This window comes from Fibrobacter sp. UWR3, assembly GCF_900143055.1.
In the GTDB taxonomy this organism is placed as follows: domain Bacteria; phylum Fibrobacterota; class Fibrobacteria; order Fibrobacterales; family Fibrobacteraceae; genus Fibrobacter.
In genome coordinates this window covers 274,859-301,196 of record NZ_FRCW01000001.1, presented here as the reverse complement: position 1 = coordinate 301,196, position 26,338 = coordinate 274,859, and the positions used below count along the sequence as shown (strand labels likewise).

General features: G+C 53.7%; 23 protein-coding genes. 7 read left to right on the top strand and 16 right to left on the bottom strand.

Features of this window, described 5'->3' with window-relative positions; translation table 11 throughout:
- Positions 1 to 80: 80 nt before the first annotated feature.
- The 9 genes from BUA44_RS01430 to BUA44_RS01390 all read right to left on the bottom strand — a co-directional run bounded on the left by BUA44_RS01430 (position 81) and on the right by BUA44_RS01390 (position 9,275).
- Positions 81 to 809 carry a hypothetical protein gene (locus BUA44_RS01430; RefSeq protein WP_072807782.1) on the bottom strand — a complete coding sequence of 243 codons (729 nt, stop codon included), beginning with the start codon at positions 807 to 809 and terminating at the stop codon, positions 81 to 83.
- A gap of 15 nt (positions 810 to 824) precedes the next feature.
- Positions 825 to 1,250, bottom strand: coding sequence for a hypothetical protein (locus BUA44_RS01425; protein ID WP_143151815.1), 426 nt, complete (start codon positions 1,248 to 1,250; stop codon positions 825 to 827).
- A gap of 192 nt (positions 1,251 to 1,442) precedes the next feature.
- The gene (locus tag BUA44_RS15845) at positions 1,443 to 1,958 is read right to left on the bottom strand and encodes a right-handed parallel beta-helix repeat-containing protein (protein ID WP_072807780.1); all 516 of its coding nucleotides are present in this window, start codon (positions 1,956 to 1,958) and stop codon (positions 1,443 to 1,445) included.
- A gap of 77 nt (positions 1,959 to 2,035) precedes the next feature.
- Positions 2,036 to 2,401 carry a hypothetical protein gene (locus tag BUA44_RS01415; RefSeq protein WP_143151814.1) on the bottom strand — a complete coding sequence of 122 codons (366 nt, stop codon included), beginning with the start codon at positions 2,399 to 2,401 and terminating at the stop codon, positions 2,036 to 2,038.
- 5 nt (positions 2,402 to 2,406) lie between these two features.
- Positions 2,407 to 2,985, bottom strand: coding sequence for a hypothetical protein (locus tag BUA44_RS01410; protein WP_072807778.1), 579 nt, complete (start codon positions 2,983 to 2,985; stop codon positions 2,407 to 2,409).
- A 165-nt stretch (positions 2,986 to 3,150) separates the two neighbouring features.
- Positions 3,151 to 3,906, bottom strand: coding sequence for a phosphoglycerol geranylgeranyltransferase (locus BUA44_RS01405; protein WP_072807777.1), 756 nt, complete (start codon positions 3,904 to 3,906; stop codon positions 3,151 to 3,153).
- A 61-nt stretch (positions 3,907 to 3,967) separates the two neighbouring features.
- Positions 3,968 to 6,148, bottom strand: coding sequence for a glycoside hydrolase family 9 protein (locus BUA44_RS01400; protein WP_072807776.1), 2,181 nt, complete (start codon positions 6,146 to 6,148; stop codon positions 3,968 to 3,970).
- Positions 6,149 to 6,464: 316 nt separating this feature from the next.
- Entirely contained in the window at positions 6,465 to 8,429 is a 1,965-nt protein-coding gene (locus tag BUA44_RS15840) for an FISUMP domain-containing protein (protein WP_072807775.1), read from the bottom strand.
- Positions 8,430 to 8,438: 9 nt separating this feature from the next.
- On the bottom strand, positions 8,439 to 9,275 hold the full coding sequence (locus tag BUA44_RS01390; RefSeq protein WP_072807774.1) for a TIGR02147 family protein: 837 nt from the start codon (positions 9,273 to 9,275) through the stop codon (positions 8,439 to 8,441).
- A gap of 209 nt (positions 9,276 to 9,484) precedes the next feature.
- On the opposite strand from BUA44_RS01390, the gene BUA44_RS01385 reads away from it, so the two are divergent.
- Both BUA44_RS01385 and BUA44_RS01380 read left to right on the top strand, forming a co-directional pair.
- Positions 9,485 to 10,657 (top strand): GSCFA domain-containing protein, encoded by a 1,173-nt coding sequence (locus BUA44_RS01385; protein ID WP_072807773.1) that lies wholly within the window; start codon positions 9,485 to 9,487, stop codon positions 10,655 to 10,657.
- Between the two features lie 114 nt (positions 10,658 to 10,771).
- Positions 10,772 to 12,166 (top strand): endo-1,4-beta-xylanase, encoded by a 1,395-nt coding sequence (locus tag BUA44_RS01380; protein ID WP_072807772.1) that lies wholly within the window; start codon positions 10,772 to 10,774, stop codon positions 12,164 to 12,166.
- 62 nt (positions 12,167 to 12,228) lie between these two features.
- Here the strand turns inward: BUA44_RS01380 and rsmG are convergent, their stop codons facing one another.
- On the bottom strand, positions 12,229 to 13,014 hold the full coding sequence (rsmG, locus tag BUA44_RS01375; protein ID WP_083579417.1) for a 16S rRNA (guanine(527)-N(7))-methyltransferase RsmG: 786 nt from the start codon (positions 13,012 to 13,014) through the stop codon (positions 12,229 to 12,231).
- 86 nt (positions 13,015 to 13,100) lie between these two features.
- Here rsmG and BUA44_RS15515 point away from each other — a divergent pair, with 86 nt between their 5' ends.
- From BUA44_RS15515 to BUA44_RS01360, 3 genes are all read left to right on the top strand, one after another.
- Positions 13,101 to 14,603, top strand: coding sequence for a hypothetical protein (locus BUA44_RS15515; RefSeq protein ID WP_072807771.1), 1,503 nt, complete (start codon positions 13,101 to 13,103; stop codon positions 14,601 to 14,603).
- A gap of 228 nt (positions 14,604 to 14,831) precedes the next feature.
- Positions 14,832 to 15,224, top strand: coding sequence for a hypothetical protein (locus tag BUA44_RS01365; RefSeq protein WP_072807770.1), 393 nt, complete (start codon positions 14,832 to 14,834; stop codon positions 15,222 to 15,224).
- 4 nt (positions 15,225 to 15,228) lie between these two features.
- Positions 15,229 to 15,888, top strand: coding sequence for an epoxyqueuosine reductase QueH (locus tag BUA44_RS01360; protein WP_072807769.1), 660 nt, complete (start codon positions 15,229 to 15,231; stop codon positions 15,886 to 15,888).
- A 68-nt stretch (positions 15,889 to 15,956) separates the two neighbouring features.
- Here BUA44_RS01360 and BUA44_RS01355 read toward each other — a convergent pair whose 3' ends face one another.
- The gene (locus BUA44_RS01355) at positions 15,957 to 17,078 is read right to left on the bottom strand and encodes a hypothetical protein (protein WP_143151813.1); all 1,122 of its coding nucleotides are present in this window, start codon (positions 17,076 to 17,078) and stop codon (positions 15,957 to 15,959) included.
- Positions 17,062 to 17,901 (bottom strand): TIGR02147 family protein, encoded by an 840-nt coding sequence (locus BUA44_RS01350; protein WP_072807767.1) that lies wholly within the window; start codon positions 17,899 to 17,901, stop codon positions 17,062 to 17,064. The genes BUA44_RS01355 and BUA44_RS01350 overlap by 17 nt, the downstream gene beginning before the upstream one ends.
- Positions 17,902 to 18,206: 305 nt before the next feature.
- On the opposite strand from BUA44_RS01350, the gene BUA44_RS01345 reads away from it, so the two are divergent.
- Together BUA44_RS01345 and BUA44_RS01340 are read left to right on the top strand one after the other, a co-directional pair.
- Positions 18,207 to 19,562 (top strand): ATP-binding protein, encoded by a 1,356-nt coding sequence (locus tag BUA44_RS01345; RefSeq protein ID WP_143151825.1) that lies wholly within the window; start codon positions 18,207 to 18,209, stop codon positions 19,560 to 19,562.
- 93 nt (positions 19,563 to 19,655) lie between these two features.
- The gene (locus tag BUA44_RS01340) at positions 19,656 to 21,869 is read left to right on the top strand and encodes a YgiQ family radical SAM protein (RefSeq protein ID WP_083579416.1); all 2,214 of its coding nucleotides are present in this window, start codon (positions 19,656 to 19,658) and stop codon (positions 21,867 to 21,869) included.
- Position 21,870: 1 nt separating this feature from the next.
- Here the strand turns inward: BUA44_RS01340 and BUA44_RS01335 are convergent, their stop codons facing one another.
- The 4 genes from BUA44_RS01335 to BUA44_RS01320 form a co-directional block, all read right to left on the bottom strand.
- Positions 21,871 to 22,857 (bottom strand): expansin family protein, encoded by a 987-nt coding sequence (locus tag BUA44_RS01335; protein ID WP_072807765.1) that lies wholly within the window; start codon positions 22,855 to 22,857, stop codon positions 21,871 to 21,873.
- Positions 22,858 to 23,007: 150 nt separating this feature from the next.
- Positions 23,008 to 23,709: a hypothetical protein gene (locus BUA44_RS15510; protein ID WP_178348719.1), complete on the bottom strand. Its 702-nt coding sequence runs from the start codon at positions 23,707 to 23,709 to the stop codon at positions 23,008 to 23,010.
- The gene (locus BUA44_RS01325; RefSeq protein WP_072807763.1) at positions 23,709 to 24,446 is read right to left on the bottom strand and encodes a tetratricopeptide repeat protein; all 738 of its coding nucleotides are present in this window, start codon (positions 24,444 to 24,446) and stop codon (positions 23,709 to 23,711) included. The genes BUA44_RS15510 and BUA44_RS01325 overlap by 1 nt, the downstream gene beginning before the upstream one ends.
- A 109-nt stretch (positions 24,447 to 24,555) precedes the next feature.
- On the bottom strand, positions 24,556 to 26,337 hold the full coding sequence (locus tag BUA44_RS01320; RefSeq protein ID WP_083579415.1) for a PA14 domain-containing protein: 1,782 nt from the start codon (positions 26,335 to 26,337) through the stop codon (positions 24,556 to 24,558).
- Position 26,338 lies beyond the last annotated feature (1 nt).

The window sequence follows — 26,338 nt, the reverse complement described above, 5'->3', positions numbered from 1 at the left end:
TTCTCGAATTTCGAGCATTTCTCGCTAATCTCGGCATCGAAATCGTAACCATCGGTTATTTCCGCGGTTTTACAAACAAATTATCTCCACACGATATTCCGGTCGTACGTTCCGCTGCGTAGCTGCACATGCAGGTGCTCGTTTGCCTTGCCAACATCTTCGTGCAGAACAGTGTACCGGGAGCCCAGTTCATCGCGAATCTTCTGAGCAACAACCTTACGGGTTCCCAAATTTTCGACATCCTTGATGCGGATATCCACGGCGGCACAGGCGTAATGGGCAGACCGTTCGCCATGCTTGTCGGAATCGTTCCCGCTGGTGATTACCGGGCGATAATTGTCGTCCTTGAACACCTCGTGATAGACCGAGGCCACGATATTTATGGCGGTGTCCAGTTCGGGCCGCAGACAGTCGATGATTACGGAAGCCGTTTTTAAGGTGGTGAGGCTCAGAACCTCCTCGTGGTAGTTCTGCTGTTCAGGGGTTCGCCTGACAAGAGTCATGGGCGTTGTCTGTTTTGGTTTTGACTTTTGGGCAGACTTCTTTTTGCAATTGCTTCCGTCATTCGAATCTTCGAATAGCCCGTCTACGAATCGGGTAATTTCGTCGTATATGCCTTGTGCCCCGCCATGTTCCTCGATTTTTGTTGAAATTTCATCAGTCAACCTTGCCGTCATCGTTTTGGTCGAATCCCAGGCTTCTCCTGCCGCCTTACCGATGGCTTTTTCAAGTTGATCGCGTGTGTCGTCGCTGAGCCCGCAGCCCGAAAGCAGCGAGACAGCAAGGATGAATGGCAGGAAAAGTCTCATACAAATCACAAGCGCTCACGAAGGTTTTTGATTATGGAAGTCGGGAGCATCTGGGAAAAGTCCAGGAACTGCGTTTGCAAGGTCGTCACCAAACGTATCCATTTTCAACGGAAATGTTGTGAAGGGCTCCTTCGTACCGGGGTGGTATAGGTCAACTTTAGAGTCAATCGTATGCCATCGGTATAACGTTATCATGACCTCTGTATCAAGGGAACCATCCCTCTCGTCTTCCCATCCGAACGGGTCCTGAACAAACCCCATTGTAAGAAAAAAAGTATTTCCCTCGTCATCGTTCATCACATCCGTGTCGTCAAGAAGAAGCGTTACTGTCCCATTTGACCGCATGCGGACCGATGTTTCGAAGGCATATAGCAGCCGAGAGATGCTTGCTCGTAAAGCAGGCACCCATGGTTGAGAGCCTTCGAGAATCCGTATCGCCATAAATACTCCTTGGATGTGCTTTTTGTTGCCAGGATTGTTCCTTTTTATATATCGCTTATTTCGGTGCAAAAGTAAAGAGATTTTTTGCGTTTTTCCAGGAAATTTTATGTTTGCGGTAATCTAATGACGCTTTTTCAAGATACAAATGGAATAAGCGAATAAGAGATTCGCAAGTTGTAGCAAACAAAACCGCTAGAACATCACACGATAGCGGATCAGCTTTTCGTAGTGGCGGCCCTTGAGGTCGCGGTAACCCTTGCGGGCGGGCGTTTCGCCGTCAGGCGTCCTTTGCGGCATGATTCGTGCCGTTCCAGAAGATGATTCGGCAACAGAACCAGATGACGCCACAGAATTGCTCGACATCCCGTATTCGAATGCGCCGAGGTCGGGCGCATCGCCCACAAACGAGAAACCGAGATTTTCGCCCTTGTCAATGGCGCGGCTCCCCTTCTTGAGTTTCAAGAAACTAGGCGGTTTGCTTGTCCCGTAATGGATATAGCCGTTCCCCATGGCGTAACTGTTTTCAACGACTACGGGGAATTCCTGGGCCAGCACGTCGAAGCCGTCGTCGCTGTTCCACCAGGCGCGACATCCGTAGAACTTGGTGGTGTCGCCATCGAACTGATAATGCACGCCAAAACCGTCGGCATTCTCGCCATCGCCCTGGCGTCCTGTAGGGTCATAGTTGTCGTGGGAGTCGCAGTTCAAAAAGAGATGCCGCCGCCAAGGCAAGCGCTAAAGCAAGCAAGAACTCTCTTCCCATAAACACCTCGAGTATATGCTTCCTAAAACAAGCCGACTATAAATTCAAAAAATTGATTTATATAATAAAAAGCAAAAATTACGAACAAAATTAACCCAAACAAGGCAAGAGGCAAAATCGGAGCGGTTCCAATCGCCGCAAACACCATCCAAACCTTTCTTTGGACAACCTTGAATTTCTGCGAGAACAAATCAAGCAACAACAAAATAGCCGACGCAAGCATCACTAAAGAAAGTAACAGCGCAATTAAGACAAGCGGTCTGTCGGCAATAAAATCAAGACGATTACCTACAAAAATTATGGACGTTGGTGCATAATGAACCGCCAAACATGCTGCGGAAATAAACGCAGTCAAAGTAAAGAATTTTTCTATCAATTTCTTAATCAATTGGACTACTCCATAGCACAATGAGCTGAAATAATGTCTTTCCTCGAAGCTCCTTTCTGAAGTACAATTTTATCGCTGAACGGGCCTGGCTCTATTGTGAAACCATCAAATGGTTCTGCATCATAAATAATGACGATAGAATCTTGTCGTTCATCAATTCCAATATCTGGTCCTAGACTACCACCGCCCGCAACACCTCTATCGATTACAAACCTATATGTCAAAATATTTTTTCTAGAACCATCATCATCCTGATATTGAAGATGCCAAACACAAGGAGCATTGGTATCAACAAAAAAGTCATACCAAAAAGATTCGTTCTGATTCTCCCGTTCTAGGAAAATTTTCTTGCCATCCAACTCGCATTGCTTTGCGCCTTTATTTTTCGCCCGAAAGCTATACAAATCCCCCGGATAATTATTCTCATAAATAGGAAAGTCTTCCCCCGCAATTGGATTAAAAAAACATGCTCGACAAAAAGACAAATACGAAAGGAAGAGTACAGTAAGGGCTATTTTGGCCCACAAATCCTTCTTTTTAAAAAACTGAACCGTTTGGGATACTGTTATCTTAGTTATTTGCATACAACAGATAGAATATACAAAATCTGGGTAGAGTTTGCACAGCCCGCACTAGGGAGAAAAAGTGAGGGTATAAAATGTATGGACCCTATCGCCTATCGTGCTTCGCACTCCAGGCTCCAGGGTGACAAGCCGTAAGATCGGGGGCAACGAAGTATTGCGACGCTTTTAGCCTTTCACGTGGATTGCGGCGGCAAATTCTTTGAGCAGCGCCGGGTCTTCCACCTTTTCCCACAGCGTTCCGGTCACGATGATGTTCGCGCCTGCGGCCACGCGGATGGCGGCCGTCTGCGGGTCCTTGATTCCACCGCCGGTAATAATCGTCATCTCGGTCGCCTTGCGGGTGTAGGCGATGTGTTCCACGGGTACGGGCTCTTCGGCGCCGCTGCCCGCTTCCAGGTACACGTAACGCATGCCCATGAGTTCTGCCGCGATGGAGTTCACCATGCTGAGCTTGGGCTTGTTCGCGGGTACAGGCATGGTACCGCTGATGTATTCCACAGTAGTGCGCTTGCCGCTGTTGATGAGCTGGTATGCCGTCGGGATTGCTTCCATGTTGAGCGCACGCACGAGCGCGCCACCGCGCACCTGCTCGTCAATCAAGTAGTTCGGGTTGCGGCCGCTCACGAGCGTCATGAAGAGCATCGCGTCGAAACCGGGAACCACCTGCGAGGCTCCACCCGGGAAAAGAACCACGGGCAGGTCCACGTTGGCCTTGAGGGCCGCCACCTGCTTAGGGAGCGTGAAGTTGCCCAGGTAAGAACCGCCCACCAGGAGCAGGTCGGCACCGTTCTCGGCGGCCATCGCACCCGCCTTCACGAACGCGGCCTCATCGGATGTATCGGGGTCGAGCAGCACGGCAAAAAGCGCACCGCGTTTCTCGATTTCAGCGTTCAGGCGAAGTTCGATCTTACCAGGTTTCATAATCAATTCCTTCGTTCACAAGCGGAACATGTCATATAAAAATACAATATATTCGGCCCGTTTACCTCTTCACCACCAGCGTTGTCAACGTTTTTTGGCCCGAAACGGCACGAATTACGTATACTCCCGGCTTCAAGGCAGAAATATCCAGCGAAACGCGGCGGGCATCGCCGTTCCAGCGCAGGGTTTCGCGATTGTTCACGTCGAACAGGCGGATTTCGCGGATGTCGCCCGAGCTCACGACCTCAAGGCTATTGCCCGCGAGCGCTACATTCAGGTTCGGCACCGGCGCGGCGACAGGCTTCACGGCATCCGTCGAGTCGCTCCCGAACTTTTCCCCGATATCCACGCCCTTCTGCTTCACAAATCGCGAGATAAGCCGGATATACGCCGTCTGGTACCCGAGAGAGGGTTCCGTGAGTTCCCAGGAATCGATGGGCCAGCCCTCGTTGATGTTCGCGTACATCTTCGCGTGCGGTTCCCCGACCGGGAGCGATACCGCATAGCAGAGCGCGTTGTTCGCGGCACTCCCGCAACCCTTCGCAGAGTTGTCGGCATCGTACTGCTTGCAGCAGGCCGCCCACGCATAGCGGGAGTTCGCGCCACCCGTCACGTATCCCGGAGCGGGATTGTCGCCCGTAAACCATCCGTGATAGAACTTGGTGACGCTCTTGCCTGCACCATAGCCACCCATGTTCGAAAGATACACCATGCCGAACGGGTTCACGCCGTGCAGGTAGTGCAGGTAATCTTCCGCGGCTTCGTGCCACGCGCCCGCCTCCGCAGAGGTCGCTCCGCCGCTACCCGCCATCAGGTCGAACAGGAGCCCGCTCGAAGCCTTGTGCGAATTGGAACCCCAGTTGTAGTCGCGGATGTAGGAGCGGTAGCCGTCGTGCCCTAGGCCCGCCGCAATATACTTACTTTGTCCAAAAATCGAGACGAAGCGTTCCTGCACGATTCCCTTCACGTCGGCATCCGCATCCTTGTAGCCCAGGTACTGCAGGTAGAGCAGGTCGTGCGCAACGCGGTACTGGTCGAGCGCCCAGCTGCCGTACTGCCGCATCAGGGGCAGGCTATCGGGAGTCGCCTCGAAACGCCCGAGGTATTTCGCATCGCCGGTGAGTTCGTACATCGCGAAGTCCGATGCCACCTTCACCGCGAAGCGCGCACCCGTCGTGTAGTTTGTATCGATTTCCTGCTGGCCTGCCGCAAGGTCCTTGGTGCCGTATTCCGCCTTGTTGTTGTAGAACATGGAATCGGGGTGCGCCTCGGCCCACTTGTAGGCACGCTGGGCGGCATCCTTGAGCGTCGCCGCGTATTCGGTGTTCCCGCGCTTGCCCGCCACAATGGAACCGAGCGCGAACGCCTTCGCCGCAGAGTAGGCGGACATCGCGTTGGGGGCACCGTAGTAACTGCGGCCCGTCGCTGCCGATGGGGGCGATACGTGGTCCTCGTCGACCACTGAGAGCACCGAGCCGTCCGCGTTCTGCATGCGGAGCAGGTGATCCATCCCCCACTTCACCTCGTCGAGAATATCGGGAATCCCGTTGCCCGATTCGGGAATATTGTAATCGTCGGTAAATGCACGGGGCACGTCTATGTAGGCGCGCAGGAGCGTCTCGATGTAGTTGCCGTTCCAGATGGTGTACTTGTTGAAGTCGCCCGCATCGAACCACCCGCCGCTCACGTCTCGTTCCGTCGCGGCATTCGTGCTGTCGGTGAACAGGCGGGCCGCCTTGTCCTGCGCGTGGTTCACATCATCGGCCCAGTCCTTGCCCGCATACTTTTCCTCTTTCGCCATGCCTACGCGCTGGTAGAACATCATGCGCATCGCCGCCTTCAAGATGTCGTTGTACACGTCGTCCCGGATGCGGAAGTAGAAAGACTGCTTCAAGTTATCCGCCTTGTCACGGATAAAGTAAGTACCCGGCGTATTGAGCTGCGAGAAGTCGAACCACCAGATTTTATCGCCCGAGGCGGTATCGATTGCACCCTCCTGGAAAGCGACCGGAGCGCCAGAGAACACGACCTTCGCGGTCGCGCTGTCCACGACTTCCATCACATCGCTCGGAGTGTACGAGAGCGCGGCGTCGTAACCCACCTCGGGGCTACGCAATACGGCGACCTTCTTTGCGTCGGGGCGGTACCCGAACTGGTCGACGGTAATGAACACGTCCTGCGCGAAGGCGGCAGGCACGAGGAATGCGACAAGCGAAAACGCGGTAAACTTGATTCTGTTCATAGGCAGGTCCTAACCTATTCAATATAGTATAGGGCAGGCCCGATTGCGACCCCGTTTTTATTCCAACTTGGAATGCGATTCGCCCCAAAACGACACCCGCGCGTGACGCGCTTCACAAACACGCAAATAAGCAGTCGCCGTGACCCGGAGGCGACTCGTATCAACGAGCCGTCGTAGGGGAGAGCTCGTGAGAAACCGGAGATTTTATACCCTATATGTCGAACGAGCGGTCTCAAAAAGGCGGGCATAAGCCCGCCTTCCTGTTCTCCACCTTTTTCTTCCTTCCCCTTTCTCCTCCTAACAGATTCTTTGCATATCAGTTCTTGACACAGCGAACAGGCATATTTACAGTCGCCCACTCATTATCATTCCCAGACTGAACAAGCAAGGTTCCGTATCTTTCGTAACCAAACATTACGCCCCATAAGTCCCCCTCCACATGCCACACATTCTGGTATCCCAATGGCAAACCACGCCAAGGCTCGTACGCCTCGGAAAATTCCTCAGCAGGTTCATCTCCATACCTGTAAATTGGAGTCGCATAAATCGGAGTGAACACATAGAACAGGCGCCGCTTACCGGTTGTTTCCCATTCTTGTTGACGGTATGTGCGCCTGCCTTCCGATGTCGGCAACAACTGGAGGCCAAATCCAACAGGCCCTTCCGTATATTCGGACTGCAAAAGGTACCACACGACATCCCTTTCCTCCACATTGTATGCATCCTCTATGTACTTGTACAGGCCTTCCCAATCGTCCGCCGTTGCAACGTGCCAATCATCGGGACAAACACCCTGGTGATTCACCGAGTCAATCAGATCCTTCGCTATGTAGTATTTATAATTTTCGAGACCCCCTTCCTTCGTTGCCAATTCACACACCACGTCCCAGGGAAAACCACATTGCTCTTCGATATCCGATTTTTCACGATCCTTATATTTCGCTACACACGCCTCATATTCTTCAATATATTCTTGTGCATAATCCTGACTAAAGTTTTCAACGCATTCCTCCTTGGTCCAGACGATTGACGAATCAAGGGCAAGCGCATCAGCCCACGTATAGAGCCGACCGAACAATCCGCACTCACGCTCGCTATCATCGAGACAACGGGATTTTCCGTACTCGTACTTGAGATTTTCCGCCATCCAGGTCTGCGACTTTCCACCGATATTGTAGGTCACCGTCCGGTATGTCTTACCATCGCGAGCATCGGTCACTGTCCCGCTTTCCGGGAACACCTTACCGGCATTACCAATCTCGACCCTCCAGCCACCCGATCGGCAGACTATAGACAAGTCGACACCTGCAAGTTTCAATTCATCCCCTTCACGGGCCTCCGTGCAGCGGTTTTCGCCCGCAATCTTCACATACACATCCGCCAGAACTTTAGCAAAGGTTCGCCTAAAGTCATAGAGGGTCTTGACTTCATCATCTATGGTCGAAGAATCCAGAATATCTTCTTTCCCGCGGGTAATCCATTTCATGTCCGCAAGGTCATTAGCAAGGTTCTTCATAAACTCAAGCCGCACCAGGGAATCCAGGTTATCCAGATTGCCATACAATTCAAGGGTGTTCATGGTAGAATCAAGGGTTGTCCAGCGGATAAGAGTCCATTCATAAATAAGCATCGACGAAACAGCGGCTTCCGCCATGACATATTTGGGGTTTTCCAGAATCTCCTTGCTTTCGAATCCACTGAACTTCTCGACAATGCCAAGCGCATCCAGGGTGGCCCTTTCCGCACGAGCGTCAAGACTATCGCTAGCAACGCCTTCCTTTGCTAGATAACGCCAGAGCGCTGTCTTAAGAGTCGTCAACAAATTCAGGTTAACGTCCTTCGTTTTCCGGACATCAGCAATCGCCTGCACAGTCCCCCCGTAGCCATGGATGCTCTTACCGAATATGCGGACCAGGACGTACGGGCTCTTAAGGGTAACATTCTCGAAGTTAAACTTGTCGCCATCGTGCTGGAGCGTATCCGAATACGAAACACCAGTCTCGACAAAGTCGGTCGAATCCAGTTCGTAAAGCCACGCAACAGAACGGGACTCGTACCCTTCCATGGCAAATGCACCACTCTGCAGGGAATCACCTTCCTGCGTTTCCAGCACAACGCGGTGCGCAGCGGCCGTGACGGTTATATTCTCGAAGGCAACAATCCCCGTCTCTTCGGCAGAACCGCCCGCAACAGACTTGTCGTCAGAACACGCCGCGAACATCAAGGCGAGCGGCATCGCCAGTGTGCAGAAAATTTTACTGCTCATTTTAACGTTATTCATGGTATCCTCCTAACCCTTTTTATTTAAGCCCTGTTTGTTCGTCATCGGGAAAAACTGGAGATTCAAGCGATATACTTCGTCCGTCTCGTCTTCCGCGGTGGCAATTTCGATAATCTTCCTGCGGCACGCATCCAGTTCCACGACAATCTTGTCGTAGACGTTGCGCGTGATACCCAGCGTCACGCCCGAAAAGTGGCGTTCGTTTTGCGGCACGCCCTCGATTGTATCGAGCGCGATTTCACCCATCTGGCGGTGAAGCCCGCGAATGGCGACGGGTGCAGCCTCCATCGGGCCGGTCGTCACGAACTTGTCGGTCTGCACGTAGTTGCCATTAGCATCTTTCAAGAGCAGATTCGCCTTGACAAGAAAGTTCAACGATTCACTGACTTCAGCGGCAGTGACCTTCGGGCGGCACGCTTTTGCCAGCGCCAAGGGCTTTGCGCCCGGCATGGCGGGAGCAAGTTCGCGAAGCACCGGATTTTTCCAGCTGTCGAAATAGCGGAAAGCGTCACCCTCGATAACCTTGGCATTGCTCTGCTTTGCAATGGAGAGCATCCTCTCGAAAATTTCCTTCTTTATGTTGTCCGTAACGGCATGGTCAAACTCCACCATCGCGCGGAAATATTCCAGCCGGTTCCCGCTTAGCCCCATGGCCTTTGCCACACGCTCGACGGCATCTTCGCCCAGGTTGAAGCGCCCCTCGCTCACGTACTTCAAGTGGACCGACGAGGAGAACCCCGCCATCCTTGCGAACTCCCGCCAGGTAAATGCAGACTTCACCTTCCTTTCGGCGTAAAAGTCCGCGATGTACTGACGGTAGCCCGTATATTCAAAGACATCTTTCATTTTTCCTCCTGACAAAGCCCCGCTTCCGAGGGCTTGACGTTACCAAATATACCTCTTATTCCGCAAAAGTCAACTTATTTTGCAATACAAAAATTGCGTTTTTACTCAAATTTCGGCAACAATTTAAAAAATCATAAAAAATTTGCATTTTTCTATAATGCAAGGCCGCGCTTATTTTCAAGGCATCCGCCTTTACCTATATTTACGGCATGGAACTTTTCACCAAAATCGACATTCCCGCATCGAGCATCCGCATCAATTACACGAGCCGCATCGCGTTTTTCGGGTCGTGCTTTGCAGACAACATATCAGCACAGTTTGCTGCACGCAAGTTTGGCGTGCTCGCGAACCCGTTCGGGACGGTGTACAACCCGGTATCTATCGCCGGGCAGATTAGGGCGATTGCCGACAGGAAAGTTTTAGGGGAAAAAGATGTTTTTCAAGATGCCCGCGGGCTTCAGGATGATAGCGGGAAACAGGACGCCAGAGAGAATCAAGATGCCCGCGGGCCCTGGTACAGCTGGGATGCGCACGGTTCGCTCTCGGGTGCGACGCGCGAGGAATGCATCAAAAAACTGAACGAGGCCGCAACCCGCACGCGGGAATTCCTAAAGCAGGCCGATGTCGTGTTCATCACGCTCGGGACTGCGTTCGTGTACTACTTGAAAGACGCTTCCGCCACGACGGGCAACGGGGATGCGCACGGCCGCGCGGTCGCGAACTGCCACCGGCAAGACCCCGCACTTTTTGAACGCAGGTTGATTACCGTAGAAGATGCGGCAAGGGCACTCGAAAACATCGTGCAGGATTTGACAAGAATAAAGCGGGACTGGATCGCCACGCCTACGGCTCGCGATGACGAAGCAAACATCACTGTTCGCGATGACGACAGGAAGTTCCATATCGTATTCACCGTATCGCCGCTGCGGCACATGGGCGACGGCGCGCACAACAACACGCTTTCGAAGGCGACGCTGCAACTCGCTATAAACAACGTAATAAACAAAGTCACCACAGTCCCTTCGGCTAGCTCAGGGACCTTGCCGGTCAGCTACTTCCCGAGTTACGAAATCGTGATGGACGAACTGCGCGACTACCGCTTCTATGCCGACGACATGGTTCATTTGTCCAAAACCGCCGAGGAATACATCTTCGAGCGCATGGCAGAAAGCTACTGCAGCGAAAAGACCCGCGCGGATATCGCGCAGGTAGAAAAGTTCATGAAGATGGCGAACCACAGAATTGCCGACCCGGAATCGCCCGCCACGCACGCCTTCGCCGGGAAAATTCTTGCCCAGGCAAAGTCTCTGGAAAAATCCATCTCGGGCCTTGATCTAAGCGAAGAAATCGCAAAATTCAGTAAAATTTCAGGAAATCCGTAAAAATTCTCCTAAAAAACCAGAACTTCTTGTTTCGGTTAATTTACACCTACCTACCCGTTTTTTGTTTATTTTATATACGGGTGCATAGGTATTAGGGAAAAACAAGGAGTAACAATGAGAAACCTTTTTCCCGTGTCTGGGCTTGTGCTCAGCGTAGCCCTGATTGGCGCAGGATTCGCAACCACCTTCGCCGCAGATGAAACCCTCAGATCGTACGCAGAAAAGAACGGCATCTACATCGGTGCCATTTTAAACTCGCAGTGGTTTGGCGGCGGACTTCCCGCACAGTACGAACAAGTTCACAAGACGCAGTTCAACATCGTCGTTGCCGAAAATGAGATGAAGTTCGACGCGACCGAACCTAGCGAAAACAGGTTCAACTACAACAACGGCGACAAGATGGTCAGGTACGCAAAGCAGAACGGCATGCGCGTCCGTGGCCACGCACTCGCCTGGCACAGCCAGGTCCCGAACTGGGTGAACAACTACAAGAACGACAAAAAGAAACTGCTCTCCGTTCTCAAGAACCACATCGACAACGTGGTCGGGCACTGGAAAGGCCAGGTGGACGAATGGGACGTGGTGAACGAGGCCATCAGCAACAACGAACCCCAATGGCGTACCTATTCCGTGTGGTACCAGGGAATCGGCCCCGAATTCATAGACTCCGCCTTCGTGTGGGCGCACGCCGCCGACCCCAACGCGGAACTCTGCTACAACGACTACAACCTCGAACAGGGGGTCAACCCGAAAGCCAAGGCAGGGTTCTTGCTGGAACAGGTGAAGCGCTGGGTCGCAAACGGCATTCCTATCCATTGCGTGGGTTCACAGACGCACGTCGAGGACACCACCACCGACAAGCACTTTATCGGTTCGCCGGACAGCCTCCGTTCGCTTGCCAGGGAACTTGCAAAGCTCAACATCAAGCTGAAAATCACCGAGCTCGATATCGGATTCAAGAGCGGCATCAACGTGAGCAAGAGCGATCTCGAACGCCAGGGAAAGACCTTCCGTGAATACCTGGACATTATCCTCGAAGAACCGAATGCGGACACGTACCTGATCTGGGGCGTATCCGATAAATGGAGCTGGCTTGGCGGGCTCAACAGGCAGAAAGGACTTATATACGACGATAACCTGAAACCGAAACCGGCATTCGATAGCATTCTGGTGAGGCTCCAAAACTTCGAGCCGCCGCAGGACACGGCCACCACGGATACGACGACCACCGACACGACAGTCACCGACTCGATTGGTCTGGACAGCACCATAGTGATTCGGCAAACTGCAGGCCCGGGCAGCGTCACCATGCACGTTGCAGGCCGCACGCTGTTTATCGCAGGTACGCAGTCGGCGAAGGTCGATGTATTCGATATGCAGGGACGCCCGGTGTTCAGCACCAAGTGCGAGAAGGGCTCCGTTGAACTGAACGGGATTTCGGACGGGCTCTACATGGTGCGTGTGCGCAGCGGGTCAGCGAATCTCGTGCAGAGAATTTCGATAAAATAAAGTATTAAGACAAAAAATTTGGGTCGAGAAATATCTCGCGACCTTTTTACTTTGATGCCACCCTATTCTACACGTTCGAGGATAACGAGCGCGCGGTCCTGCGTGCTGTTCGGGATGGTGTAGAAATGCTTCGCGATTAGTTTGTACCCAAAATCTTCGGGGTGGAAGACCTTCAGTTCGTCGGCAACACCCGGACCTTTCATGAAGTACACGCGGCCACCCACCTTGAGGGAATTCGCGAGGCGCGGGAGGGTCTTTTCCATCCATTCGAATGCGCGGCTGATGACTCCGTCGACCGGAAGGGTCATGCTCCGGCTCGTCACCTTGTGGCCGAACACGTCGATACCCTTCAGGCCCATCTTCTCGATGACCATGTTCAAGAAGTTGATGCGGTTCGGACGCGGCTCGCAGAGCGTGAGACGGATATGCGGGTTCACGAGCTTGAGCGGAATTCCAGGGAATCCGGCGCCGCTCCCGACATCAATCATGCGGGCGGGCCATTCGGGAACGTACGCGTTGATGAGGGTGCAGTCGGCGTAATGGCGTTCCACCATCGTCTCGAACGCATTGAGGCGCGTCAGGTCCTGGTCTTCGTTGTTCGCGCGCAGCAGCTGGTGGAACTCCCAGAACTGCGCGAGCGTCGCGGGTTCAAGTTCCACGCCGTAGTAATGCAATAGCTTGTCGAGTCCCTCAAGCGAGGGCTTTACGCGCTTCCCGTTAAACAGCGGGAATTCGGTGCGCGGAGCCTTGAGGTGCGGCACGAAATCGCGTCCGGCGGTACTGCCCGCGCGGGCGGGGGTACGGCCGGACCATTTCTTGGGACTCTTATGCCAGGAATCGCTTGCCATAGCCCAAATTTAAAAACCTCCTAGAAAAAAAAGGGCGTTTTGGCTCATTTTTCGTGCGAAACCGTTTATATAGGTAGAGGAATCCTATGGATACGGAAAAAAAGCGGGCAAAATCCGCGATAAGCATACTTTTCACGCTTGCCGCAGCGCTAGTCGGAATGCTGTTCTCCCCGCTCGCGACACAGGCTGCGGAAATCACGGAGGCGCAGGCGGCGGACATCACGGAAGCGCAGGTATTCGAGTGGTGGGACGACGGCACCATCGGGGCAGAGGAGGCAAACGAGATGCTCACGCTTATCGACGAAGGCAAGACGCAGGAAGTGTGCGCGCTTGCAGAAATCTACGCGAACGAACCCTGCGGAACGGGAGAGCAGGCAGTTTTCGCAGACGACGAGTTCGCAGGCAACAGGACCGCAGGCGATACGCCCGCAGGCAAGAAGCGCGCGGGCAATAAAACCGCGGGCAAGTCGCGGATCAAAAAGCCTTCCCGTCACTACGGCGGGCACCTCGCAGCAAAAGTGCGGTACGATTCCGCGGGCCACGTTACGGCGCATCGCGAGGAACTGCTGTTCAATTTCCACCGGGCAACGCTCCGGCTCGGCACGCAGGAACTGCTCACGTACAAGGGCAAGCGGGGCGAGGCGCACTTCGGGCAAATTTCCACCCGCGAACTCAAGAGCGCCATTCCCGTCGACACGCTCTGGGGAACCGCACTCGCATATTCCTTCGGTGCACTCGGGCTCGCCGGACTCGTCGACACCTCCGGGACATTGCGGGCGCATGCCAGCTACACCCGCGGCAAGGCTTTCACGGCAGGCGTATCGCTGTGGAAAACCGCCGACACGCATTCCGTCATGGCGCAGGCCGCCTTCCCCTTCGGGCAAGTCGCATACTGGCAACAATTCGGGGAACGTACCCCGCTCATACACTTCCGCCTGCACGGCAGGGATTCCTCCGCCTTCTCGTGGCAAACGACCGGCTACATACACGGCGATTCCCTCCCCCCGCCGGCAAGGCTCAGCCCGAGCATCGCGAAGCGCAGGCTCTGGACCACACAGAACATCACGTACCGCGCAAAGAAATTTTTTGACACGCGGGTATCGGCAAGCGCCCGCATACTCTCGCCGCTCCACTCCGATAGCGTATCGGGAAGGCTCGCACTCGATATTTCCGGCGGGCCGCCCGCACTCCGCATGGGCGCGAAATTCACATGCGTCGAGGCCTCCGAGAATTGCAGACAAACTATTTTCCAGGGAACCGCGGGCACAACCCGCGAATTCAGCACGCTCTCGGCAATGCTTACGGGCAGCGCACGCACGCAGCACGACCGCACAGAAAAATCCTGGAGCAGGCCCCGAATCGAAATCGGCGCATCCGTTTCCGAAAAAAAGTCCGGCGGCCGCGAGGACATGTTCAAGGTCACCCTCGTCGCACCCGACGCAAGCCCCCGCGAAAACCTCCAAATCCGGAGCGAGACGCGCCTCACCTGCGACTTCCTGGAGTTCTCGCTCATCGCCACCTTCAAGAAAAGCGACGGGGCCAAAATCCGGCCCGCCCACGCCCAGATTTCCTCAAAAATTCTTTTCTAGGCACGCCGTAACCAGCCCGCAACCACCGTGTACACACCTAAAAATGGCAATTTTCGCTCAAAAAAGGCATTTTTCACCATTTCCCATGTTCACGTGTGTAAACAAGAATTCTCCGATTTTTTGGCAAATCCCCCCTGCAATTAGGTATCTTATAGATACCCAAACACTCCCTGACCCCTTTAGGTTACCTCCTTTACCTGAAGGGGTCCTTTTTTTTATCTTTACGGCATGATTATCGCGACCGTCATCGGGGCAATCCTGTTCCTGCCATCCATCGCACTGAATATCGCTCTCGCGTTCGGTGCACCTCTCGGTATGTACGCCATGAACGGCCGCAACAGGGTGGTTCCCAAGGAAGTACGCAAGGCGTTCATCATCCCCATCTGCATGCAGCTAATCGCGATGTACACGCTGCTCAGCGCGGGCAAGGTTCTCCCGATGCTTTTCCCGTTCGAGATTACGCGCATCCTCGCGTTCTTCTTCGCAGTCTACCTCACGTTCTATACCACCACGGTGCTCTTCAGCACGAGCCACAAAGAAAAGACCGTCATGGGGTTCTTTGCCATCGGGGCAACCATCTGCTTCTGGATAACCGCGTTCGGCACACTCAACTGGGACTAGCGAGATGCCTGAAGCGTATCACAACTACCAGCGAGACCTGAGCTACATCATCCGGTGGAACCAGCGCAAGGGTAACGTGCCCACGCTCCTGATGCACGCCTGCTGCGGGCCCTGCAGCACCTACTGCATTGAGTACCTCTCGCAGTTTTTCAAGATAACGATTTTCTACTACAACCCGAATATCGCCCCCGCCGAAGAATACGCCCACCGCGTCGCCGAAATCAAGCGGTTCGTCTCCACGTTCAAGACAAAGTATCCGGTGGAATTTATCGAGGGGGAGTACGACCCCAAGAAATTCTACGAGATTGCCCGCGGGCTCGAAGACGAGAAGGAAGGCGGCAAGCGCTGCCGCAAGTGCTTTGAACTGCGACTCGGCGAAACGGCAAGGCTCGCGAAGGAAATGGGATTCGACTATTTTACCACCACGCTCACCATCAGCCCCAAGAAGGACGAGCAGGTACTGAACGTGGTCGCCAAGGAACAGGGGGCAATCTACGGCGTCAAGGCGCTCCCCAGCGACTTCAAGCGCAAGGGCGGCAACAAGCGTTCCATAGAACTCTCTGCCGAATACAACCTCTACCGTCAAAACTACTGCGGGTGTGCGTATTCAAAACGCGAAGCCGAAGAGCGCGAAGCCAAGAAAAGCGAAGGCGCTACACCCTAGAACCAGTAGCCAATACCAATCTGGTATTTCAGCAGCTTGTAGTAGCTACCGCCCAAATCACATGCGAATCAATCGTTCTGATTGCGCCCGAGAATACCATCGATGCAGGCCTCGAACTCGCGAGAGTTCATCCGTTCGTACGTATATGCGCCCGAGCTCGATTTCCACAAGTAATCTGCATTGTCATCAGAGCACACCTCGGTCACGACATCTTCCATTTCGCGTACTGTTCCCTCACAGCTCACGTCGCCCGACTTGAGCGTCACGTGCAGGCTGTCTTTATAGCGGGCGTAATCCACACTCAGGTCGAACGTCTTGTCGGCATGGGTAAACTTCATCGTGGTATTTGTCTTTGAGAGAATACTGATACCGGCACTTTCCTGCCCGTATTTCGTATCCGAATAATAATAAGGCGTTTCCAGCTGGATGGAGCCTCCGTCCCCGATGAAATCGAACAACTGGTCCACGAATACCGTCTGCATGTAGTCGTAATCTACGCGGTCCGTAATGCGGTATTCCACCTTATCGCCATCGAACTTGAAATACTGATCGTAACCGTCATTCATGCAGTACATCTTGTCTTCGCGATAGCGGCACTGCGAATGTTTCCAGATTCCATCAAGCTTGCCCGACGTACCGCCCACGAAGATAAACGATTCCTCGTATTTCTGCTGGTCCGCTTCATACGGGTCGGGTTCAGAGATTTTCGAGAGCAATAGCGTATCGCCACGGAAGCTATAGGCAAACGTCTTCGAATCCGCGAAGAAGAAGTTCTGGTCGTACGCGAAAGATTCGCCTTCCTTGACGCAACCGCCGTTTATTTCGAGGACAATGGTTATCGAGTCGCCGGCGGCACTCCGCAAGAGCTTGCCCGTGCTCCGAATTTTCGCCGACTCGAACCTTGCAGCGACACTTTTGTCAACCTCATGATCGACAGTCTCAGTCGGGATATCCGAATGGCCAATATTTTGACCCGGAATCGGCACGACAGGGTCAGATGCATCCTGCGGTGCACTTATATCCGGCAAGCCTTCACCGTCCTTCGTTCCAGTATCGGGAGTGACGTCTTCCGAATCCGCCATCGCATTCCCGGCCACGTTCTCGGTAAAGCCGGCACAGCCCGAAAGCAAAGCGAGCAAGGCCACACACGGCGTAACGATACTTTGTACAAAACTAGCCCTGGTTTTCATCTTTGCCTTCCTTTGCCTTGCTCAGCGGGAATAAATGCAAATTTAATCTATATACGCGGTCATAGTTTTCGACTTTTGAAAGAATATCCTTGACTTTCTGGCGAAAAAGGTCCAGTTCCTCGGAAAGGTGCCACAAGGTCTTCTCGTCCACACCGAAAGTAAGGCCCGAAATGTTGCGGTCTTCACGGGCGACACCATCGAGGGCATCGGCGGCAAGCAGCGTCAACTGTTTCTGCATGGCGTGCATCGCTCCCGCGACAAGCGCGGGGTCGCCCGAAAGCCCCTTGTTAGTCTGTACGTAAGAGCCGTCCGGTCTCAAATGCAAAAGGCCCGCCTGCACCATGAGCGTAAGCGCATTGCGCACATCGCCCGCGGTCACCTCGGGCACGCACATCTTTGCAATTTCGGAAGGCTTCGCGCCCGGCATGATAGGCGCCAGCTCACGCACCACCGGGTTTATCCACGACTTGAAATAGTCGAACGCCTCGGCTCCCAGGATGCGAACCCCGTTCTCCTCCATCAGGGCGCGCATCCGGGAGAAAATCTCGAGACGAACGTTTGCGTCCGGAGCATCGCAGTATTCCACCAGCAGGCAGAAATACTGCGCACCGAACCCGGTAAGGCCCATGGCACCGGCAACCTTCGCCGCCCCTCCGCGGCTCAGACGAGTCTTGCCGTCGCACACCAGCTTGAGGTACCCCGACGACGTGAACCCCGCAAGTTTGGCGAACTCACGCCACGAGAAATAGGAACCCTTCTTGCGTTCCTCGTAATAATCCCGCATATACTTACGGTAGTCTGAATACTCTGTTATCGGTCTCATGGCTTACCCTGTTACAAATCTACCCTATTGATGAAACAAAATCAATGAATTTTTCGAGAAATTAGCATATTTTTTGTTCGTTTTTCCGTTATTTCGGCATTTTATGAAACGCAGTGTTTCATATGGAGGGGTAAGTTTTGAGAAAAGGGCTTTTTTGAAGGGGAAAGCCTCACTTTTTTGAACTTTGCGCTTTTGGCAATTTTTTGACATTTAATATCTTGCGCTTTTGGCAAGATTCAAGCATTACGCACCTTGCGCTTTTGGCAACTTTTATGTATATTCTCATTAGTGGAGGTCCATAAATGATTACGTTTGAGCGAAAAATCTACCAGAAGCTGTTGCAATGGAAAGCCGAATCCCAGGGCAGCGAAGCCCTCCTTATCGAGGGGGCCCACCGAATTGGCAAAAGCACCATCGTAGAAACATTCGCCCAGCGTGAATACAAGTCATACATTCTAATCGACTTCAACGATTGCGAAACTTCCGTCAAGAAGGCGTTCGACAAGATGAGCGACCTCAACAGTTTCTTTACTACGCTCTCTTACACCTACGGGGTCACACTCTACCCACGGAACTCCGTAATCATTTTTGACGAGGTGCAAAGATTCCCAAAGGCCCGGCAAAGCATCAAGAAGTTGGTCAAGGATGGGCGATTCGACTACATCGAGACCGGTTCACTCATTTCCATCTACGAAAATGTCAAGGACATCACCATTCCATCGGAAGAAACTTCAATCCAAATGTATCCGATGGACTTCGAGGAGTTTTGCCAGGCGCTCGGCAAGCCCACCATCTGCAACTACATCCGGGAATGTTTCAACAAAGGAACAGCACTTGAACGCAGCTTGCACAACGACGCCATGCAACTGTTCAAGCAATACATGCTTATCGGCGGAATGCCGCAGTCCATCGCCGAATTTCTAGAGCATTCATTTAGTTTTGAATACAGCGACAAACGCAAACGCAGCATTATTTCCCTCTATAAGAAAGACATCCAAAAAATCAAGGGAGCGTACAAGTCAAAAGTCCTTTCCACATTCCTGCAAATTCCCGCATTCCTTTCCAAGCACGAAAAGCGTGTGTCGCTTTCCAAAATTGAGTCTGGCATCAACACCGCAGACACCTACGAAAACACATTTATGTGGCTTTCGAACTCCATGATAACCAACAATTGCCTAAAATGTTCCGACCCCAATGTGGGAATGGGCCTCTCCAGCGACGATTCCGCAATCAAGTGTTACATGGGCGACACCGGCCTCCTGTTCTCGCATGCTTTCAACGAAAACGCGATCGCAAGAGATTCGCTGTACAAGCAGATTATGAACGACAAACTTTCAATAAACAAGGGCATGCTCTACGAAAATACGATTGCACAGATGCTTACCGCAAACGGGCACAGGCTTTATTTTTTCACCCGATATAACAAAGAACTGCACAGAAACGATATAGAAATCGATTTTTTACTGAGCGATTCTACAAGCGGAAAGGTCATCCCCCTCGAGGTAAAGTCGTCAAAAAATTATACAACCACATCCCTAGCTGATTTCAATAAAATCTACAAGAAACGTATTAGCAAATCGTACATCATCCACCCCAAGAACTACTCCATAAAAGAAAACGGGACCATCTGTATCCCGCCCTATATGACGATTTGCCTGTAAATCTCGATATTTTCCCGCTTTTGGCAAAGGAAAACAGTAACACGTTTTTCAAGTTCTTTAACGAGGTCCGCCTACTTTTCTAAATTATCTTTTATGTACGATCCGCGATTCCTCCCCATCTGCAAGGAAGACCTAGACGAACTCGGCTGGGATTACGTGGACGTGATTATCATCAGCGCAGATGCCTACGTGGACCACCCGTGCTTCGGGCACGCCGTGGTGGCAAGGCTCTTCGAGCACGAGGGCTTGCGGGTCGCGATTCTGCCGCAGCCCAACTGGCGCGACGACCTGCGCGATTTCAAGAAACTCGGACGCCCGCGAATGTTCTTCGCGATCAGTAGCGGCATGGACAGCATGGTGAACCACTACACCGCCGCAAAACGCCTGAGAAGCGACGACGCTTTCACGCCGGGCAACAAGGCGGGTTTCCGCCCGGATTACGCGACGTACACCTACGCAAAGATTTTAAAGCAGCTCTACCCTGACGTGCCGCTGATGATTGGCGGGCTGGAATCGAGCCTGCGCCGCGTGACGCATTACGACTACTGGAGCGACAGGCTCAAACCGAGCATCCTGTTCGATACGCAGGCGGACCTTCTCGTTTACGGCATGGGCGAAAAGCCCCTGAAGGAGATGGTGCGACTCTTGAAAAAAGGCGTGCCGTTCTCAAGCCTGCATTCCATACCGCAAACCGCATACTTGGCGCCCAAGGGGAACGTCCCGAAGAGCAACCAGTGGGAAGACCTGCGGCTCGCCAGCTACGAGGAATGCCTCGAGAGCAAGCGGAACCAGATAGAGAACTGCCGCAAGGTGGATATCGAATGCAACAAGTGGTTCCAGCGCCGCATATTGCAGGATGTCGCGGAACAGACCGTCGTGATTAACCCCGCGTACCCGCCGCTCGAATACGGCGAGTTAGACGAGAGCTTTGAATACCCGTATGCGCGCGAGCCGCACCCGCGTTACAAGAAGCGCGGAAACGTGCCCGCGTTCGACATGATAAAGTTCAGCATCAACACGCACCGCGGATGCTTTGGCGGTTGCAGTTTTTGCGCCATCAACGCACACCAGGGCAAATTTATCGCAAGCCGCAGCCGCGAAAGCATATTGCGCGAAGTGGATTTGATTACGAAGATGGACGGATTCGCCGGAACCATCACTGATTTGGGCGGCCCGAGTGCGAACATGTACAACATGCGCGGACGCGACCAGAGCCGATGCCAGAAATGCGCACGACCGAGCTGCCTCACGCCCAAGATTTGCGACAACATGGACACGCACCATGCCGAGATTCTGAGCCTTTACCGCGAAGTGCGCAACCACCCGAAGGTAAAGCACCTGTTTATCGGGAGCGGCGTGCGTTACGACATGCTGTTGCAGGAAACGAATGACGAAGAACTGCGCAAGGACCACGAGGAATACGCCCGCGAGCTCATCGACTATCACGTGAGCGGACGCCTGAAGGTGGCACCGGAACACACGAGCGACGAAGTGCTCAAGCTCATGCGCAAGCCAAGCTTTACGCTGTTCCACAAGTTCAAGGAATTCTTCGACGACGAATGCAAGCGCATCGGCAAGCGTCAGCAGATTATACCTTACTTTATCAGCAGTCACCCCGGATGTACCGAGGCCGATATGGCGGAACTTGCCCTCGAGACAAAGCAGCTCGGGTTCCAGCTGGAACAGGTGCAGGACTTTACCCCCACGCCGATGACAATCGCGACCGAGATGTTCTATTCCGAGATGACGCCCGACGGAAAGCCGCTTTACGTGGCAAAGACACCCGAGCAGAAGAAGAGCCAGAGACAGTTCTTCTTCTGGTACATTCCGGAGAACCGCCCGCAAATCCGCGCGACGCTTGAACGTTTAAAACTCGGGAAAATCGGGCGACTGCTATTGAGCCGCAGCGCGAAGGCAGAAGGCAAGGAGTTCTTCCCTAGCCTGGAACGCGAAAGCAATGCGGAATACCGCGAACGCGAACTGCAAAAGCGGGAAGCGCGCTCCACCACAATCGTACCCAAGAAAGTCGGCGAGAAAGGTCGCTGGGAGAATTCCGCCCGCAGGGAAAGGCGCGCCGCGCAGTTCGGGAACGCGAGCAGCGGAAACGCGGGCAAGGGTTTTTCGGGCAACGAGATGCGCCGCGAAGACCGTCGCGAAAATCGAAACGAGCATCGCGAAGAAGGCCGCCGCGAATTCCACAGCAACCGCGACAACCGAGACAATCGCGACTTTGGCAGGAACCGCGGCAACAATCCGCGCGGAAACGACTCCCCCGTGCAATTCAGTTCTCGCCGTCGCGGGCGATAAACTATTCCCTATGTTCGTATAGGTACAGGTTGGCCTCGGGAACAGCGAGGTCGGAGCCCTCTATTTTCCATTCGTCGTCGGTACCGGTGCGGTACTTCACCACCACACGGTAGCGGCTGTCGGTCTGCAGAACATTCTTCGGTACCGTCCAGAAGTTCTCGGTACCCACGACCATCTCGAGCTCGTAGAAGTCGCGGGTATCTATACCGTAAATGGCGATACCCTTGACCATGTCCTTCGGGTTGCGCACCTGGATAATGCTCCAGAATTCGCTCGCACCTTCCTTGACCCAGATGGACGTTGAATCGCCCCACACGCCGTCGACGCCTTCGCAGCTCACGAATTCCCATTCACCGTAGTAGCGGCCCACGCGATTGCCCATGATATCGGCCGCAGGGGCACCACCCAAGTCTACACCACAGTTTGCGTCGGGACAGCGGTCCGTAATGCGCACGGTCACCTCTTTCCAGCCTTCGGGCGTCCGCGCCTTCACATGCACACAGCCGCCGCAGGCCGCACCGCCATCCCACGGGCCCATGTCATCGCCCGGAGAAACATTCACATGAATCGCCGCGTAATACTGTATGTTTGTTTGTCCATAGTTGCAGGCGCCACCGAGACTCGTTTCTTTTGCAGTAATGCTCCCGTAAGTGGTAACGGAGCCCTTGCCGCCGTTTTCAGTGAGTTCCGGGTCGGCTGCCGTATAGCTATCGCAATCGGTGCACTTACCGTCGTCGGAAAAAGCCGGCGTCTCCGAACTCGACGACTCGACCTCAGCAGAACTCGAACTCAGTTTTTCTTCGGCTGAACTCGATACCGGCGCGACACTCGAAGACGAACTTTCAGGCGACTGCGCGGAACTCGACAGAGCCTGCTCCGAAGAACTTTCCGTAACTGAGGCATCCGTACCGGAACTGGAATCGTCACCGCAGGAGGCGAGGAACGCAGTCAAAAGCGCACACAAAAAAACAAGTGAACGGAATCTCATACAGAACAATATAAAAAAGATCCCCGACCAAGTCGGGGATGACATACTGAGGTTGATTTCGGTTGACCTTACCAGTCTTTGCGCTCTTCGAGCGCAAGACTCGGCGGCTCGGCCATAGAAAAATGCAAGCATTTTTCTGCGGCGCTCGCCTTACCAGTCCTTAGCAGGTCTAGCCTGCCCGCGGACGGGTTTCCAGGGTTTGCGTTCGCCGTTCTGCTCGTCGAAATCCTTCAGGAGCTGTGCCGCCTCTTCGGGGCTCATCTCGCCCATCTGCATGGGCTGTTCCTGCTCGTCTTCGCCACCCTGGCTGTCGCTAGAATTCTCTTCGGGCTGTTGCGGCTCGGGCTGCTGCCCGCCATTGCTGTCGGAACTTTCACCGCCCTGGCTGCTGCTGGACTGGCCACCGCCATTCTGATCCTGGTTTTGGTCATCGCCCTGGCTCGAAGAAGTCTCAGACCCGCTGGACTGACCGTTGTCTCCGTTCTGGTCCTGGTTCTGCTGGTCCTTATTCTGGTCCTGATTCTGATCTTGATTTTGATCCTGATTCTGGTCCTGATTGTTGTCCTGGTTCTTGTCGTTCTTCTTGTTTTCGTTCTTCTGCTCGTCCTTGGCTTCCTTGATGCGGTCAAGGAGCATTTGCAACTTCTGGTCGTTCGGGTAGTATTGCAGGCCCTCGTTGCAGGTGATTTCGGCAGAAGGCAGGCGGTTTTCGATGTACTGGAAGGCCGCATCGCTGTAGTAGGCGCTCGCCGACTTCGGGGCGGCAAAGGCTGCTGCGGACAACAGCAAAATCAACACAATGGACCCTATCGCTGCGCTCCAGGGTGACATAAGTCTAAATTCTTCGCGCATCAGATCACCTCCAGGTCGTTGTCGGTGTTGCTGGCGTCAATCTTCGCCTTGGGCTTGCGGCCGGCCTTGATTTCGATGACGTCGTCAATGCGCTGCACGTGGCCGCTCAACTGGCCCGCAGTCTCGTCCTCAGCAATCAGGTTCTCGAGCATCTCCTTCGCCTCGGCGTACTTGCCGTCCTTGCAAAGTTGCAATGCGCGCGCCAGGACTTCCTTCGCCTTGTCGGAAAGCGGTGGCTGTTTCTGGTCGTTGTTCTGGTCCTGATTCTGGTCCTTGTTCTCTTTCTGCTTGTCGAGTTCTTCCTTCAGCTTGCGCTGGACAATTTCCACGTTCTTCTTCGCATTCTCGAAATTGTTGTCGAGGTCGATGGCTTTCTTCAAATACGCTACGGATTCGCGCCAGGCCGCAATGCGTTCGCTACCTTCGGCGGCCTTCTCGCCCATGCGGAAGTGCGTGTTCGCGAGGTTGTAGGCAGCCTTCGCGGCCATCTTTTTATCCGGCATGCGCACGGCACTCTCGAGTTCCTTCTTGGCCTCTTCGTAATTGCCGAGCCTGTACTGGCATGTTCCGATATTGTAGAACAAAAGCGGGTTCGCCGGTTCGGCCTCGCGGGCCTTCATATATTTTTCAAGGGCGCCGGCATAGTCGCCGTTCTTGAAAAGTTTATTGCCGTCGTTTATTGGTCGCGCAAAAAGCGCTACCGACAGCAAGCATACAAACAACACAAATAAACGCATATACTAATCTCTTCTATAGATTCTATCGCTCCCTGCGGTCGCTCCGGAATCGGCTATAATATACAAAACTGGGCATGCAAAAAACCACCCCGGAGGGTGGTTCGCATCGTTAGCGGAAGAACCGCACCTTGTATTCGGGGAACCGGCCCTGAATAAGCCTTCCCGAGGCGTCGTAGGAACGGTGTTTCTCGAGCGGAGCACGCCATGCCTTCTTGCGGGGGAGCGCATCCGTCGCATGCGTTCCAAAGACCTGCATCGGGTCGCCAATCATCGATTCGCCGTAGAACCAGTCATATATGTTTTCACGCGGCCAGTACCTGTTGCGCTTGATGCGTTCGTTGAGCCAGCGACGGAACGCCTCGCCAATCCAAACCCCTTCGGCTGCGTATTCGTACATCAGGTCGTCCAGCTGGTTATCGCCGCTCGTCTTGGTGGAGCCGACACTCACAAGGCCACCGCCACTTGTGCCAAACAGGTGTGCAGACGCGACAGAAATACTGTAGGTATTTCCATAGACGTCATCATAGGCAAGCAGGGGGCCGCACGACGCGAAGTGGAAAATCCGCGGCCCAACTTCCATCGGGTAACGCACATCGCGCGCATTGAACCCGAGGCCCAGCCCCAGATGGTTGCTATGGCCCACATAGATAGACCAGTCGTAATCCTTCGCGATGCTCTGCACATACTTGAGCGAATCAGACTCGATGATATCCACCGCGCTTTCGCCATAGAGGGCGGAGAGGCCGCGGACAAACTTGTAGTTGGATTCCACCGTCAGGTCCGTCCCCGGCACCATGAAATACGCCGCCTTGTTCGAAAATGTTTTCTTCCCGTAACTGGCGTGCACCTTATCGAACCACTTCAGCAGCAGATCCTTCGGGCTTCCGAGCAGGCCTGCCGTATTGGGGTCTATGCGCGAAACCCAGATTTCAAGGGAATCCGAAACAGAATCGCGCCTTGTAGAATAATGCGCATCGTAGACACCGTTGCCGGCACCGCTCTTCCAGCCCGTAGGTTCACCCGGATGCTCGACAGAATCCTTCAGGCCAATGTTTCCATAGAAAGTCGCCAGTAGCCCGGATTCTACGGGATTACCGTGGAACCAAACGTCCTTGGGAACTTCTTCCCATGAGCCGCTTTCCCATTTCCAGTACAGGGACAAGTTGGCACTGCCATATTCTTCCTCGTACTCCAACCTAAATGCGTACAAACTATCCTTGACCAGGTTTACAGCACCATAGTAGGATCTACTCCAATCGGGAAGCCAGGCATCCACCACCAGCGTATCGCCAATGAACACCCTGCGCCCGTTATCGCTAATCACCTCAAGCGAGCAAAGCCCTGTCTGGGGCGGCTTGATAAAGCCCTCATACCGGATAGAGAAACTATCCACAGGGACGGTTCCCGGAAGAGGCGAAGCCGAACCAATACTGAATGCCGGCTTAAGGACAACCTCTTCCGTAATCTTGCCATCGGTCATGCCGAACCAGCCCGATGCCGTATCGAGCCACACGCCGTCCATATCCATGAAATAGAAATCCGAGGCCCAGCGCTGGTACCTAAAACCGTCGTTGTTCCACTGCGGGAACTCAAACAGGGCACGCGGCAGGTCGCCCACGAATATCGCGCCCTGCAAGCCCTCGCGGTTTTTCACCAGGAGTTCCTTGAGCGCCTCCGCAGTCCCGCCGTTCTTCGACGAAGCGAAGGTCTTTATCGCAACTTTCACGCCTCGCGCGTCCCCGATATCCTTCGCGTAGAGCGCGACAGCATCCTTCACCTGCGAATCCTCGTAGAGTTTTTCCTCGACGACAATCATGACACCCGCATTGCAGCATACCGACAGGAGAAACCCTACCAGCAGGCATATCAAGCGAATCCGTAACCCATTCATT

What these genes read in the sequence shown, in the direction of transcription:
- BUA44_RS01340 (WP_083579416.1), top strand. Translation starts at nt 19,656, where the DNA reads ATGTACGATCCGCGATTCCTCCCCATCTGCAAGGAAGACCTAGACGAA.
- BUA44_RS01380 (WP_072807772.1), top strand. Translation starts at nt 10,772, where the DNA reads ATGAGAAACCTTTTTCCCGTGTCTGGGCTTGTGCTCAGCGTAGCCCTG.
- BUA44_RS01355 (WP_143151813.1), bottom strand. Translation starts at nt 17,078, where the DNA reads ATGAAAACCAGGGCTAGTTTTGTACAAAGTATCGTTACGCCGTGTGTG.
- BUA44_RS15840 (WP_072807775.1), bottom strand. Translation starts at nt 8,429, where the DNA reads ATGAATAACGTTAAAATGAGCAGTAAAATTTTCTGCACACTGGCGATG.
- BUA44_RS01425 (WP_143151815.1), bottom strand. Translation starts at nt 1,250, where the DNA reads ATGGCGATACGGATTCTCGAAGGCTCTCAACCATGGGTGCCTGCTTTA.
- BUA44_RS01400 (WP_072807776.1), bottom strand. Translation starts at nt 6,148, where the DNA reads ATGAACAGAATCAAGTTTACCGCGTTTTCGCTTGTCGCATTCCTCGTG.
- BUA44_RS01365 (WP_072807770.1), top strand. Translation starts at nt 14,832, where the DNA reads ATGATTATCGCGACCGTCATCGGGGCAATCCTGTTCCTGCCATCCATC.
- BUA44_RS01410 (WP_072807778.1), bottom strand. Translation starts at nt 2,985, where the DNA reads ATGCAAATAACTAAGATAACAGTATCCCAAACGGTTCAGTTTTTTAAA.
- BUA44_RS01325 (WP_072807763.1), bottom strand. Translation starts at nt 24,446, where the DNA reads ATGCGTTTATTTGTGTTGTTTGTATGCTTGCTGTCGGTAGCGCTTTTT.
- BUA44_RS01335 (WP_072807765.1), bottom strand. Translation starts at nt 22,857, where the DNA reads ATGAGATTCCGTTCACTTGTTTTTTTGTGTGCGCTTTTGACTGCGTTC.
- rsmG (WP_083579417.1), bottom strand. Translation starts at nt 13,014, where the DNA reads ATGGCAAGCGATTCCTGGCATAAGAGTCCCAAGAAATGGTCCGGCCGT.
- BUA44_RS15510 (WP_178348719.1), bottom strand. Translation starts at nt 23,709, where the DNA reads ATGCGCGAAGAATTTAGACTTATGTCACCCTGGAGCGCAGCGATAGGG.
- BUA44_RS01430 (WP_072807782.1), bottom strand. Translation starts at nt 809, where the DNA reads ATGAGACTTTTCCTGCCATTCATCCTTGCTGTCTCGCTGCTTTCGGGC.
- BUA44_RS01385 (WP_072807773.1), top strand. Translation starts at nt 9,485, where the DNA reads ATGGAACTTTTCACCAAAATCGACATTCCCGCATCGAGCATCCGCATC.
- BUA44_RS01390 (WP_072807774.1), bottom strand. Translation starts at nt 9,275, where the DNA reads ATGAAAGATGTCTTTGAATATACGGGCTACCGTCAGTACATCGCGGAC.
- BUA44_RS01360 (WP_072807769.1), top strand. Translation starts at nt 15,229, where the DNA reads ATGCCTGAAGCGTATCACAACTACCAGCGAGACCTGAGCTACATCATC.
- BUA44_RS01320 (WP_083579415.1), bottom strand. Translation starts at nt 26,337, where the DNA reads ATGAATGGGTTACGGATTCGCTTGATATGCCTGCTGGTAGGGTTTCTC.
- BUA44_RS01350 (WP_072807767.1), bottom strand. Translation starts at nt 17,901, where the DNA reads ATGAGACCGATAACAGAGTATTCAGACTACCGTAAGTATATGCGGGAT.
- BUA44_RS15515 (WP_072807771.1), top strand. Translation starts at nt 13,101, where the DNA reads ATGGATACGGAAAAAAAGCGGGCAAAATCCGCGATAAGCATACTTTTC.
- BUA44_RS01405 (WP_072807777.1), bottom strand. Translation starts at nt 3,906, where the DNA reads ATGAAACCTGGTAAGATCGAACTTCGCCTGAACGCTGAAATCGAGAAA.